Source organism: Amycolatopsis sp. MtRt-6 (assembly GCF_017308975.1).
GTDB lineage: Bacteria > Actinomycetota > Actinomycetes > Mycobacteriales > Pseudonocardiaceae > Amycolatopsis.
Genome location: NZ_JADWPD010000011.1, coordinates 20,476 through 33,608, shown reverse-complemented (window position 1 = coordinate 33,608; position 13,133 = coordinate 20,476). Strand labels below are relative to the sequence as shown.

13 protein-coding genes are annotated in these 13,133 nt (G+C 69.0%); 3 read left to right on the top strand and 10 right to left on the bottom strand.

Going from position 1 to position 13,133, the window contains the following annotated elements; all coding sequences use genetic code 11:
- Window positions 1-26 precede the first annotated feature (26 nt).
- Window positions 27-632, top strand: a complete 606-nt coding sequence (locus tag I4Q55_RS19900) for a TetR/AcrR family transcriptional regulator (protein ID WP_206789644.1) — start codon at window positions 27-29, stop codon at window positions 630-632.
- 22 nt (window positions 633-654) lie between these two features.
- On the opposite strand, the gene I4Q55_RS19895 is transcribed toward I4Q55_RS19900, so the two are convergent.
- From I4Q55_RS19895 to I4Q55_RS19865, 7 genes are all read right to left on the bottom strand, one after another.
- Window positions 655-2,217, bottom strand: coding sequence for a class I adenylate-forming enzyme family protein (locus I4Q55_RS19895; RefSeq protein WP_206789643.1), 1,563 nt, complete (start codon window positions 2,215-2,217; stop codon window positions 655-657).
- 39 nt (window positions 2,218-2,256) lie between these two features.
- Window positions 2,257-2,748 carry a hypothetical protein gene (locus I4Q55_RS19890; RefSeq protein WP_206789641.1) on the bottom strand — a complete coding sequence of 164 codons (492 nt, stop codon included), beginning with the start codon at window positions 2,746-2,748 and terminating at the stop codon, window positions 2,257-2,259.
- 72 nt (window positions 2,749-2,820) lie between these two features.
- Entirely contained in the window at window positions 2,821-3,618 is a 798-nt protein-coding gene (locus I4Q55_RS19885) for an ATP-binding cassette domain-containing protein (RefSeq protein WP_206789640.1), read from the bottom strand.
- Complete coding sequence (locus tag I4Q55_RS19880; RefSeq protein WP_206789639.1) at window positions 3,615-4,619, bottom strand: ABC transporter ATP-binding protein; 1,005 nt, start codon at window positions 4,617-4,619, stop codon at window positions 3,615-3,617. Before I4Q55_RS19880 ends, I4Q55_RS19885 begins: the two co-directional genes overlap by 4 nt.
- Window positions 4,616-5,467, bottom strand: coding sequence for an ABC transporter permease (locus I4Q55_RS19875; RefSeq protein WP_206789638.1), 852 nt, complete (start codon window positions 5,465-5,467; stop codon window positions 4,616-4,618). The genes I4Q55_RS19880 and I4Q55_RS19875 overlap by 4 nt, the downstream gene beginning before the upstream one ends.
- Window positions 5,468-5,471: 4 nt before the next feature.
- A complete protein-coding gene (locus tag I4Q55_RS19870) occupies window positions 5,472-6,443 on the bottom strand; it encodes an ABC transporter permease (protein ID WP_206789637.1) in 972 nt (323 codons plus the stop codon).
- A gap of 8 nt (window positions 6,444-6,451) precedes the next feature.
- Window positions 6,452-8,104 carry an ABC transporter substrate-binding protein gene (locus I4Q55_RS19865; protein ID WP_206789636.1) on the bottom strand — a complete coding sequence of 551 codons (1,653 nt, stop codon included), beginning with the start codon at window positions 8,102-8,104 and terminating at the stop codon, window positions 6,452-6,454.
- A gap of 146 nt (window positions 8,105-8,250) precedes the next feature.
- Between I4Q55_RS19865 and I4Q55_RS19860 the strand changes: the two genes are divergently transcribed.
- Complete coding sequence (locus I4Q55_RS19860; protein WP_206789635.1) at window positions 8,251-9,660, top strand: amidase; 1,410 nt, start codon at window positions 8,251-8,253, stop codon at window positions 9,658-9,660.
- A gap of 197 nt (window positions 9,661-9,857) precedes the next feature.
- Complete coding sequence (locus I4Q55_RS19855; protein WP_374194479.1) at window positions 9,858-10,214, top strand: class II aldolase/adducin family protein; 357 nt, start codon at window positions 9,858-9,860, stop codon at window positions 10,212-10,214.
- 94 nt (window positions 10,215-10,308) lie between these two features.
- Here I4Q55_RS19855 and I4Q55_RS50190 read toward each other — a convergent pair whose 3' ends face one another.
- The 3 genes from I4Q55_RS50190 to I4Q55_RS19845 all read right to left on the bottom strand — a co-directional run bounded on the left by I4Q55_RS50190 (window position 10,309) and on the right by I4Q55_RS19845 (window position 12,988).
- Window positions 10,309-10,434 carry a hypothetical protein gene (locus I4Q55_RS50190; RefSeq protein ID WP_277991932.1) on the bottom strand — a complete coding sequence of 42 codons (126 nt, stop codon included), beginning with the start codon at window positions 10,432-10,434 and terminating at the stop codon, window positions 10,309-10,311.
- 431 nt (window positions 10,435-10,865) lie between these two features.
- On the bottom strand, window positions 10,866-11,951 hold the full coding sequence (locus tag I4Q55_RS19850; protein WP_206789634.1) for a DNA methyltransferase: 1,086 nt from the start codon (window positions 11,949-11,951) through the stop codon (window positions 10,866-10,868).
- A complete protein-coding gene (locus tag I4Q55_RS19845; RefSeq protein ID WP_206789632.1) occupies window positions 11,948-12,988 on the bottom strand; it encodes a hypothetical protein in 1,041 nt (346 codons plus the stop codon). Before I4Q55_RS19845 ends, I4Q55_RS19850 begins: the two co-directional genes overlap by 4 nt.
- Window positions 12,989-13,133: the final 145 nt, after the last annotated feature.

Genomic DNA, 13,133 nt, shown 5'->3' with positions numbered 1-13,133 from the left:
GCCGGACGCGAGCGGAAGGACATCGGATGCCCAAGTACGTCGATCCGGAGCAGCGGTCTCGCGAGATCGTCAACGCGGCACTGACCGCCTTGAGCGAAGGCGGGTTCGCCAAGTTCACGCTGCGGAACCTCGCCGAGCGCATGGGTGGATCGATGTCGCTGATCACCCACTACTTCCCGAACCGCGAGGCGCTGATCGCCGGCCTGCTGACCAGCGTCGAGTACGACATCGCACAGTTCAACGACGAGCTGCACTCGGTCGAGGACCCGGTGGCGAGACTGCACCAGGTCGTCGAATGGGCCCTGCCCCTCACCGAGGAAGGGCTGGTCACGGAACGGGCCCGGATCGCACTCCTCGCCCACCGCGACGCAGAACCGGCGATAGACGCCTTCTTCGCCCGCCTCGAGCCCATCATGCGAACGCTGTACCGGGAGCACGTGGCCCCGCTCGTCGCGGACGAAGACCTCGAGCTGGCGGTCGACCTGATGCGCGCGTCGATCAGCGGCATCACGCTCTCCGCCATCGAACACCCCGAGATCTGGGACCGGGAGCGCCAGCTGCGCGCGGTGGACCGGTTCATCGCGATGCTCCCGCTGCGTGAGCCCGTGCCTCTGGTCCCCCGGGCCGGCTGAAGCACCGGCCCGGGGCACCGCCTCACGCGGGATCGACGGCGAGTGCGCGGACATCGACGACGCTTCCGGTGAACGGGTCCTCGGCCTTCAGCACGGACTTGGCGATCTTGCCGCTGTCGGTGTGCGGAAGCTCGTCACGGAACTCCAGGTACCGCGGCACCTTGAACCGGGCCAGCCCTTCGTGGCACCACTCGATGATCGTCTCCACGGTGAGGCCGCTGCCCGGCTTGCGGACGACGAGGGCCTTGACCTCCTCCTCGCGATCCGGGTCGGGCACCCCGATGACAGCGACCTCGAGGACGTCGGGCATTGCCTGGATGTGCAGTTCCACCTCCGCCGCCGAGATGTTCTCCCCGCTGCGGCGCACCATGTCCCTCGTCCGGCCGACGAAGAAGTGCTCCCCGTCGGCGGTCTTGCGCACCAGGTCACCGGTCCGGAACCAGCCACCCGGGCCGAACAGCTCCGCGTTGACCTCCGGGCGGTTGTGGTAGCCCAGCATCATCCCGCTGCCCCGGAAGCACAGTTCCCCCACCGCCCCCGGCGACACCTCGGCACCAGCTTCGTCGATCACCTTCGATTCCCGGTTGGGCACGCACCACCCCATCGAGCCCGAGCCCACGAGATCCGCCCGCTCCCACGGCACGAACGTGCCCATCCCGACCTCGGTACTCCCGTAGAGATCCCGCGCCATCAGGCCGAACCGCTCTTCCAGCGGCCGGTGCAGCTCCGGCGGGATCGCCGCGATGGGGGCCTTCTTCAGCGCCAGCCGCCCATCGAGCTCGGACGGCTCGAGGTCGAGCATGCCCTCGTCGATCCAGGCGTAGTCGATGTCGTGCTCGACGAGCCAGCCGAGGAACCGGCGGCGGCTCAGCCCCGGCGTGACGTGCAGCTGTCCTCCGCCGGCGAGAACCTTCGCGAAGTACGACTGGTTCTGCATGTAGTAGAAGGGGTGGTCGGCGAGCACGTGCTGCGGGTCGTCGAACAGCGCCGCGGCATACACCCCGATCTCCACCCAGTACTCGTGGGTGAGCAGGCAGCCTTTCGGCAGGCCCGTCGTACCCGACGTGAACTGGATGTTGACGACGTCCCGCCGCTGCGCCCGGTGCCTCCTCGGCGTTTCGGCGTGGTCGAGCAACTCCGAAAACCGCGGCCCCGCCACGACGACATTGCCTGCCGGGACCACCCCGGCGGCGAGTTCGACGAGATCCTCGGCAACGACGATCCACGTGGCTTCGGCGTCACCGAGAACGAACTCCACTTCCCTGCGCGTGTAGCGCGGGTTGACGGGCACCGCCACCGCGCCCGCTTCGATGACCGCCAGCCACGCGAGCGGGAACTCGAGCTGGTTGCGCAGCAGGATGCCGACTTTGTCCCCGGCTCGCAATCCCAGCGCCTCCAGCGCCGAGCGCACCCGCGCCACCGCGCCACGCAGCTGCGACCAGGTCAGCCGCTCCCCCGATTCGAGGAAGTGCAGTGCCGGCCGGTCGGGCCACGTCCGCGCGGCCCGGTCGAGTGCTTCGGGGATCGTCAGTTCCAGCATTGCGCGCTGGTACGGCGTGAGATCGACGGACAGCTGCGTCGTCACGGTGTGTTCTCCTTCGTCGGATTCATCGGACGAGCCGGTTCAGCCGGCGTCATGGGTGGTCCAGAGCACGCGCTGGGTCGCGACGAAACCCGGTCGTTCGCGGCCATCGACCTCGCCGGCGCACTCGAGGACCAGCAGATGGCCCTGCTCCCCGCGGCTGAGGACCTCGGCGACCGTCCCCGTGATGCGGAACCGGTCGGAGCACCGGACCACCGAGACGAAGCGGACGTGGTCCAGCCCGTAGTTCCAGGCGAGCCACGGGCCTTCGGACCAGAGCACGTGGTTGACGAGGTGGTCGAGCATCGCCAGCAGGTGAAAGCCCTCGACGAGGTCGTCGCCGTAACCGGCCTCGCCACCGATGGGGTGCGGCGAGGCATCGGTGTAGGTGGCCGTGTCGAACAAGGCCGTCCGATCCGGGGCCATGCGAAACCACGGCGAGACGAACTTCTTCCCGCGCAGCAGCGGCGCCTCGGCGGGATGCCGGACGCTGAGCGTCACGACCTCGGCGGTGTCGTCGTGGTCCGCACCCATGTCAACCCCTTTCATGTAAAGCTCGTTTCATAACGAGGGCACAGTCGTCCCCCGGATCGCTCCGCGCCTGCCTCAGGTCAGCGCGGCGGACCGTTTGCGGGGCGTCCAGCCCGGGCGGGGCACGGCGTCCAGCAGCTGCTGCGTGTAGCGCTCCCGGGGACGGTCCAGCACCTCGCCGGTGCCGCCCTCCTCGACCACCGCACCGCGGTGCATCACCAGGCAGCGGTCACTGACCTGCCGGACGACGGCGAGGTCGTGCGAGACGAACAAGTACGAGACGCCCAGCCGCCGGCGGAGCTCGACCAGCAGGTTGATCACCTGCGCCTGCACGCTCACGTCGAGCGCCGACACCGCCTCGTCGAGGATCAGGATCCGGGGTTCGAGCGCCAGCGCCCGCGCGATCGCCACCCGCTGCCGCTGGCCACCCGAGAGGTTCCGCGGGTACTCCATGGCATGCCGCTGGTCGAGACCGACCTCGTCCAGCAGCTCCGCCACCCGCACACGGCGTTCGGCCCGGGACCGGCGCCCGCCCACGGCGAGCACCTCGGCGATCGCGGCCCCGACTCGCTGACGGGGGTCCAGCGACCCGAGCGGATCCTGGAACACCATCTGGATGTCGCGGCTCCGGCGCTTTCCCGGTCCCGCGACGGGCCTGCCGTCGAGGAGGACCGCGCCGCCGGTCGCGACCTCCAGGCCGGCGACCATCCGGGCCGTGGTGGTCTTGCCCGATCCCGACTCGCCGACGATCGCCAGCGACTCCCCTGGTGCCAGGTCGAAGCTGACGTCGTCCACGGCGACCAGCCCTTCCCCACGCCCGGTCCCACCGTAGGTCTTGCGCAGGTTCCGCACGCTCAGCATCGGCTCGGTCATACCGCCGCCACTTCCCCCAGAACGGACTTCAGCTGGTCCGCGTGGTGGCAAGCCACGGAGCGGCCACCGACGGTCCGAGGTTCCGGCCGCTGCGTCCGGCAGATGTCCGTGGCATGGGCGCACCGGGACGCGAAGACACACCCGTCACCCGCTTCGAACGCGGAGATCGGGCGGCCCGGAATCGCGCTGAGCTTCCGCACGCTGGACAGGCTCGGCCGGGACGCCAGCAACGCGGCGGTGTACGGGTGGCGCGGGGTCTCCGTCACCTCGTGCGACGGACCGCTTTCCACGATCACCCCGGCATACATGACCGCGAGGGAATCCGTCACCGCGGCCGCGAGATCCAGGTCGTGGGTGATGAACATCAGCCCGACCGACCGGTCCCGGATCTGCTCGGCGAGCACCGCCATCACCTCGGACTGGACCGTGACGTCGAGCGCCGTGGTCGGCTCGTCGGCCAGCACGAGCTCCGGCGACGGCAGGAGCGCCATCACGATCATCATCCGCTGCAGCAGACCACCGGAGAGCTGGTGCGGGTACTGGGCCATCCGCCGTGCCGGGTCGGGCACGCCGACGTCCCGCAGCAGCGCGCACGCCGCCTCCACCGCGTCCGGCCGCGTCATCACCCCGGTCGCGGTGACGCCCTCGACGAGGAAATCGCCGACGGTCCGCAGCGGGTTGATGTGCGCGCGCGGGTCCTGGTAGATCATCGAAACCCGGCGAGCCCGGAAATCGGCCAACTCGCGACCGGTGAAGCCGGGCACCGAGTGGCCCTGGAACCGGATGTCGCCGGTCGTGACCGCGCCACGCGGCAGCAACCGCATCACGGCCCGCGTGGTCATCGACTTGCCCGAACCGGACTCGCCGACGACACCCAGCGACTCGCCGGGTGCGATCGAAAGTGTGACGTCGTGGATCACGGTGCGCGGGGCGTCTCCCCGGACCTTCGCCGGAAGCTCGACGTGGAGGTGCTCGATGTCGAGCAGGCCGTGGCCGGTCACTCGTGCGCTCCGATCCGCGCCGCGAGGCGCTCCCCGACGATGTTGAACGACACGACGGTGAGCACGATCAGCAGACCCGCACCCACGCTTTGCTGGCCGGCGCCGTTGAGCAGGTCCGACCGGCCGTCGCTGACCAGGACCCCCCACTCCGCCCGCGGCGGCTGCACGCCGAGCCCCAGGAACGAGGTCGCGCCGAAGTCGGCCAGCGCCCAGCCGAACGCCATGCTCGCCTGGGCCACCGCGAGCGGAGCCACGTTGCGCAGGACGTGCCGGGTGCCGATGTGCCAGCCGGAAAGACCGGCCAGCCGGCACGCTTCGACGTAGGGCAGGTGCCGCTGCCGCAGCGCGGCACTCCGGATCACCCGGGCGATGTAGGGGATGTAAACCAGCGACAGTGCGATCACCGGAGCCGCGAAACCCACCCCGAAGATCGCCGCGGCGAGCACCGCGACCAGGATGCCGGGGATCGCGAAGGCGACGTTGAGACTGCGGGAGACGAGCTGGTCGAGCCAGCCGCCGTGCCAGGCGGCGAAGATCGCGATCGCGGTCCCGGCGACCGAGCTGACGAGCACGATGATCGCCGGGCCGGCGAAACTCAGCCGGGCACCGGCCATCAGGCGCGAGAGGATGTCCCGCCCCAGCGAGTCCGTCCCGAGCAGATGCGCCGCGGACGGTCCCTGCCCGGCCGCGAGGATGTCCGTCTGGTCCGGGGCGAACGGCGCGAGCGCCTCGCCGAAGATCGCCAGCAGGACGAGCAACCCGCACAACACGGCGAAGACCGTCAGGACCGGGTCGGCCCGGCCCGCGCGCGCTACGGACGACAGCCGTCCTGCGTCCATCACCGCCATGGCCCTACCTCCTTTCCCGCAGCCGCGGGTCGATCGCCACGTGCACCAGGTCGACCACGGTCGTCACCACGACGAACACCACCACGATGATCAGCGACACCGCGTTCACCACGGCGTAGTCCTTGTTCAGCACGCTCTTCACCAGCAGCGAGCCGATGCCGTCGATCGCGAACGACGACTCGACGACGACCGAGCCGGCGACCAGGCCGCCGACCATCACCCCCGAGACGGTCAGCACCGGGATGAGGGCGTTGCGCAGCACGTGCCGCCGGATGACCAGGAGCCGCGGCAGGCCCCGGCCGATCGCGGTCCGCACGTGGTCGGAATCCGCCTCTTCCTTGACCGCCGCCGTGGTGATCTGTGCGATGTAGGCGAACCAGGCCAGCGACAGGGCCACCGACGGCAGCAGCAGGTGCCACAGCTGATCGGCGAAGCCGCTGCCGGCGCCGTAGGTCGGGAACCAGCCGAGGCCGACGGCGAACACGCTGATCAGCAGCGCGGCGGCGACGAACCCCGGGATCGCGACCCCGACACCCGAGAGGGCGGTCACGACCGGGCGCCACCGGCGCCGGACACCGCCGAGGGTGCCGGCCGCGACCCCGGCCACCACCGTGAGCACCAGCGACAGCGCGACGAGCATCAGGCTGGTGCCCAGCCGTGGTCCCAGCAGTGTCGAGACCTCCTGCCGGTAGGTCAGCGAGATGCCGAAGTCGCCGTGCAGCACGCCCGTCAGCCAGTCCCAGTACCGCACCAGCAGCGGCCGGTCGAGCCCCAGCTGCGCGCGGATCGCGGAGCGCTGGGCTTCGGTGGCCTTCTGGCCGAGGATCTGCGCCACCGGGTCACCCGGAGCGAAACCCAGCGCGACAAAAACCGCGAACGAGGCGACCAGCACCGTCGCGACCGCGCCGGCGATCGACGTGGCGATCCTGGGCAGCAGGCTCACCGGCCTCGGCCGCGCCTCGTCTACTGTGGACACTTTCCCTCCTAACCAGCCGCACCGACGTAGGCCATCTGCGGCATGGAGAAGTAGGCGAAGGTGGTCACGGCACCGGTGAGCCGGTTATTCAGGAACGTCACCGTGTTCGTGCCCACGAGCGGGATGGCCGCAGAGAACGGCTCGTAGATCGCCTGCGCCGCAATGACCTTCTTCGCGCGCTCGGCGCCGTCGAAAGTCTGCCGTGCTTCGTCGAGCAGGGTCGTGACCTGAGGATCGTTGTAGTTCAGGTAGTTGTACGTCGCGCCGGGCAGGTACACGAACCCGAGCGGCTCCAACGGGTCCTGCGCACCGTTGAAACTCGACTGGAGCATCAGGTCGATCCCCTGGCGCTTTCCGGCGTCGTAGCCGGCCTGGTCGAACACCAGCGGGGTCAGCGAGGTGATGTCGATCTTCACCCCGGCCTGCGCGGCCTGCTGCTGGATCAGCTGCGCGGTGCGTGAACTGCTCTCGTCACCGCCCTTGACGGCCAGCACGAGCGGCTGTCCACGGTAGCCCGACGCACCGACCAGCTCCTTGGCCTTCGCGATGTCGTAGGCACGGTCGCCGGCGATGGTGTCGTAGGCGGACTGGTAGGCCTGGGTTTGGTCGTTCGGCCAGGTCGCCGGCGACAGGACCGTGTAGTCGGCCGTCGCCGCACCTTGGTAGACGGCCGTGGCCAGCGCCTTACGGTCCACGATCTTCTGCAGTGCCTGACGCAGCTTGAGGTCGCCCAGTGGACCGGCAGGGTTCACGACGTTGAGCGCGACCGACTGCATCGACCTGCCGAACGCCAGGCGGCCGGCCTGGGAGGTACGCAGCGCCGGGATAGCCGACGGCGAAAGCTCGTAGGCACCGTCGATCTCACCGGCGTTGAGGGCCTGCACGAGCGCCGTCGTGTCCGTGACGAAGGTGAACTTCACCCGCTTGGCAAAGGGCCGCCGATCGGCGTTCCAGTAACCGTCGTTGCGGGAGATCGTGATGCTGTCGCCGCTGGTCCAGGTGTCCAGTTTGAACGGCCCGCTGCACATGAGGCCACCGCCCGGCGCGCCGGCGTTTTTGCCCGCCTGCTCGGTGAAGGCCTTCTCCATGACCATGCCGGCAATGGTCGCCATCTCGGCGTTGAACATCTCGTCGGGCTTCGAGAACTTCACCGTGACTTCGTGCGGTCCGGTCACCGAGACGCTCTGCACGTTCTGGTAGATCAAGCTGACGATGGAGGACGGATCCTTGGCCCGCTCCATGCTGTAGGCCACGTCCTCGGCCGTCACCGGCTTGCCGTCCCAGAACTTCGCCCCGTCGCGGATCGTGTAGACGAGCGTCGACGGATCGACCTGCTTGGGCGTGGCCAAGTTCGGTTTGAGGTGGTAGTCCGCGTCGATGGTGACCAGGGCATCGCACAGGTTCGCCACCACCTGACCACCGCCGTAGGTCGCGGCGTTGGGCGGGAACAAGGTGTCGGGCTCGCCGGCGGTCAGGTTCCAGGTGATCAGGTCCACGTCACCCTTGGCCGCCGGCAGGCTGGAGACGAGCTGAAGAGGTCCGCTCCCGGCGGCCGGCTGCGAGGAAGCCGAGCATCCGGTGACCGCCGCAGCGGCCACCACCGCGACGGCGCTCGCCCACAGCAGTCGGACGGCATGGACTTGTCGCGGCGACGTCATCATGGGTCGCTCCTTCTGGTCAGCCCCCTGGCCAGCACCGATGTGATGCAGCGGAGAACATATAAAAGTTGTTCCATAACCGCAAGGGCTTGACGGCACCACCTCGTTACCGTTTTATAAAGCATGTTTCATCTCGTGGAGGAGGCCTGATGTCCGACGATCTGATCTGGATGAGCGCATACGAGCTGCGTGGGATGATCAGCCGCAAAGAGGTCTCCCCCGCAGAGGCCGTCGAGGCGGTGCTGAACCGACTCGAAGAGGTAAACCCGCAGATCAACGCGTTCGTCACGGTGACCGCGGAGTCCGCGCGGACCCAGGCCAAGGAGGCCGAGGCCGCCATCCTGCGCGGCGACGACCTACCGCCGCTGCACGGCGTGCCGGTCACGGTCAAGGACCTCGTCGACACCGCCGGCGTCCGCACAACCTACGGCAGCCTCACCCACGCCGATCACGTACCCGATACGGACTCGATCTCCTGGGAACGCCTGAAAGCCGCCGGGGCGATCCTCATCGGGAAGACCACGACCCCCGAGTTCGGCATGCTCGGCGTCACCGACAGCCACCTGACCGGCGCCACCGGGACCCCGTGGGATCCCGCCCGCGTCGCGGGCGGCTCGAGTGGTGGCGCCGCGACCGCGGTCGCCGCCGGCATCGCGCCGCTCGCCCTCGGGTCCGACGGCGGCGGCTCCATCCGCGTGCCCGCATCATGCTGCGGAGTGGTCGGCTTCAAACCGTCACTGGGCCGCATCCCGACCCGCGGCAGCACCGACGGCGACAACACCGACGGCCCACTCACCCGCCGAGTGGTCGACACCGCGCTCATGCTCGACGTCCTCGTCGGCCCCCACCACCAGGACCGGTTCTCCCTGCCGGCCACCGGCGAGAACTACGTGGACGCCGCCACCCGCGGCACCGGCCTCACCGGACTGAAGTTCGCGTACTGCATCAACCTCGGCCAAGGACCGATCGACCCGGAAACCCGTCGGGTCGTGGACGCCGGAGTCGGGGAACTGGCCACCCACGGCGCACAGGTCGAGACCGTCACCATGAAACTGCCCGACACGATCGACTACTTCATCCGGTACTGGGCCGCCGAAGCAGCCGACCTGTTCCCCGCGGGGGCCGAAGCCTGGCCGGTGATCACCGAGATCGCGGAACTGGGCCGGAAGACCACGGCCGCGGAGGTGAGCCGGATGTTCCGGGCGACCAGAACCGAAATCTACAACGCCTTCGGCCGTGTCCTCCAGGACGCGGACTTCCTCCTGTGCGCCACCACGCCGACTCCGCCCTTCCCGCACAGCAACGGCAAGGGCGGAGTCGACATCGTCGACGGCGAACGCGTACGCCATCCCGGACTCTTCTTCCACAGTCTGACCGAACCGCCGACCCACGCGGGCCTCCCCTCGATCTCCGTCCCCTGCGGATTCACCGGCGACGGGCTGCCGGTCGGGCTGCAGATCATCGGCCGCGCCCACGCCGACGCCGCCGTCATCGCGGTGGCCGCCGCCTTCGAGGAGATCGCGCCGTGGTGGCGGCGACGCCCGCTCACCGAAGCGTAGAACGCAAGAAGCGGCAACCATCGCGGCCGCACACAGCAGTTACAGCAACCTATTCATCAGGAGTATCACGATAGGTCATATCAGAGAACAACGACGCCACGTAACAGCTTTCTTGAGCGTGGCGATGCTGGCAGCGGCGCTGACCACGGCCACATCGATCGTTCTCTGCAGGCTCGCCCACGCGCGACAGGAGCTCTCTGCGGCTTGAGGCCCCGGTTGGCGCGCAGCGTCCCGACGATGCCGAAGATCAGCCCGAGGATCGTCAGCGGCCACGCGACGGCCCCGACGATCTGCACTCGGTCAGCGTGACGATGTGCCGCAACCACGGTGCCGTCACCACCGGAACCGATCTGACCGAGGCGGTCCGCAATGCCGAGTTCCTCGAATGGCTGTCGAGCCTCTACATGCAAGCGGCGCAGCTTGGGGAAGCAGCCACGCTGACCGCCGAGCAACTGACAAATGTCTTGCGTGGCACGGAATCGCGCCGGATATCAGCCATGATCCGGTCAGACGACAGGCACGTCTTGACGTCGTTCACCGGCCGGAGTGCCTGAGCGCCGGTTGCGCCGAAATCGCCACGACTTTCCGCAAAGGCGCAACCGCGTGCTGCATCGCGGTGTACGTACTGTCCGGCCTGCTGTCGATTGCCTACGGTTTGTCGTCGCGCTGCTGGCCGACCCTGGCGACCAAGATCACCGGCGGGGCGACCAGCGTCAACGCCATCGCCCGCACGATCGGCAGCAGCATCGGCACGCCCGTCATCGCCGCCGTCATCTCCTACAACACCACCCCGCAAGGCCTGCCCACGAACGAAGCGTTCACCACCGGATTCTGGGTCTGCGCCCGCCATGGCTGTCCTCGCGGTTGCGGCCGGTGTCACCGACCTGCCGCCCGGGCCGTAGGAGCTGCACCTACCGCACCTGCACGACCACCACGCGACCGCGACAAACTTCTTCGGACTCGCCCGCGAAGGTTGGTCGACACCAGCGTCTGGCTCGCCGGAAAAACTCGGCCGTCCCACACCGTCGCTGCACTCGGCGATCCACCGTGGACCGACACTCCAATGGCCGAATCACCGCTGACAACGGAATTTCCCCGCGTGAGGACGGCATGTCGCGTGAGGACGGCATGTCGCTGGAGACACCGCTCGGCTGAGACGTACAGGCCGCACACCAGGAGGGCCGCGAAGGCTCAGAATAGACAGATCATGCGGCCCAATGCCCCGGCCCGATTGCCCCGTACTCGTCATGCACCAGCTTCTCACCAGTGGCGCCGCCGGCACGTTCTCGGCTATCACGAGCCTGTAAGACGATGATGTCCTCATGGGCAATCAAGTGCAGCGGCAGGCCGACGTCGCGCTGCTTGCGGATGAAATCGCGCTGGAAGAAGCTGCCGCGCGCGACCAGATCAGTCTCCGCGACGCGGGCGAGCAGGGCAACGCACCGCTCAACCGGGACCAGCCCAGCCGCTACTCCGCAGGCGATGACCTGAGAAGGTAGGTCGATCAGCTCGGCGTGCTCACGCCACGGCCGGACCGTGATCACGACGTGACCGCCCGGACGCAGGACGCGGGCGCAGGCGGTGAGGATGCGGGTGAAGCCGGCCAGCAGTCGGTGGTGGCCGATGTTGGCGAGGTTGCCGCGGTCGAGGGCGCTGCCGTAGCGGTAGTGGCGTTTGCTGACCTTGTCGACACCGGGCTCCCGGTCGGTCTTGACCAGGCCGTGCACGGATGGCCCGTAGGGCGGCGAGGTGACGACCAGCGCGACCTGGCCGGCGCACTCGACCGGCAGCAGCGTCTCGAGCTGGCGAGCGTCGCCGCGGACGACTTGGCCGTCGTGGTCGTGGCCGCGCTTGCGGGCGAGGCGGAGGTTCGCGCGGGCGATGTCGGCCCAGTGTGGCTCGTACTCGATGCCGACCGCTCGGCGGCCGAGGTCGATCGCCTCGACCAGTGTGGTGCCGATCCCGCACATCGGGTCGAGTACGAGATCGCCCGGTTTGGTGTAGTGCTCGATGGCGTGCGCGGCGACGGCGGGCAGCATCTTGGCCGGGTGTGCGGTCGATTCCGGCACGTACCGGTCCTTGCGTTGCGCGGCCGGCGAGGTCTGCGCGGTCGCCCACACCGACACCGGCAGCTCGCCGAAATCGGTCGGGTCGTCGGCGGGCGGGGTGGTGTCGAGGGCGTCGATGAACGCGCGGGACAGCGGCATGGTCGGCTCGTCGGCCGTTGACGGCGGGGTGTTCGGCTGCGTGGTGGTCATGGCGGTGCCCGTGCCTTTCGGTCGGCTGATCATCGGAGGTCTTCTGGCTGCGCGGCGTCGGCGTGTGCTTGGGCGAAGACGAGGACGTCGCCGTGCGCCCGCACGTGCGCCATCGGCGCACCGAGTTTTCGGCCGCTCGGTGCGAGGTCGGTGGAGTCCGTCGCGGCGGGTGGCTGTAGGCGGCCGTTCCGGATGGGGGTGTGGAGGGTGACGATGTGCTGGAGGTAGATCAGGTCGGCGTTTTGCGCGGCGGCGATCATCGGGCCTGACGGGTCGGTGAGGCGGCCGCTCGACCAGTCGCTGTGGGTGTAGACGGCGAGAATTCCGCCGAACGCGAGCGCTCGAGCTGCTGCGATCGCCACCGCCTCCGTCGAGCCGTCGGCTCCGCGTTCTGGCGACAGCGACGTGATGACCAAGTCGACTCGCTCGTCGGCCGACACCCAAGCCGACGCCGCCTCGCCTTTAACGGACATCTCGTTCGCGGTCAGCAGTTCGAGCTTCGTGATTACGGGGTGGCGACCGAGCGCGTGCACGGCGTCGAGCGCCGCGTCCAGTTCACCGGCGCCGGTGGCGCGGCTGGCGGCCTCCTCAGCGGTCGGCCATGGTGCGAGCAGGACCGTGGCGCCGGGTGCCGAGAAGCTGGTCGTGATGGTTTCGATGATTGGCACCGGCCAGGCGGCTGCCGGGTCGATCGGGTCGGGCCCGGCCGTCCACACCGTCGGCGGAATCGGCGCCAGTTCGCGGCTGGCGGCCGCTCGCTTCGGGGAACGGCGAGTGCGAGCGCTCGAGCCGACGGTATCCGGAGCGCCCGGGTACGGGATGCCGTTGACGGGCCGAGGGCGTTGCGGGCGGGTCGAGTCGTCTCGATTGGACGGCCGGTTGGATGAAGACGTCGGGCGTCGAGTCACGAGCGAAACCTCCGGAGGCGGGCCACCGACCGATCTAGTCAGGTGGCTTCTGGGCGGTCGCCGGCTAACTCCGGCAACGAGGTCCGCAAGAGACACCATCACGCCGGGTCCGCGTTTTCCGTGCGGCGGCGAAACCTCGGTGGCGGATTCGCGCAGGTCCACGGTCGGAACACCCCTGTGATTTCGGGGTCGGGGTGCAGGTGTGAAACGGTTTTGAGGCGGCTTCGTCACGCCTCTGACCTGGGCTTGAAGCGGTTTTGAGGCGCCCTGGCGGGCTTCCTGGCGACGTCACTTTCCGCTTGCTCAG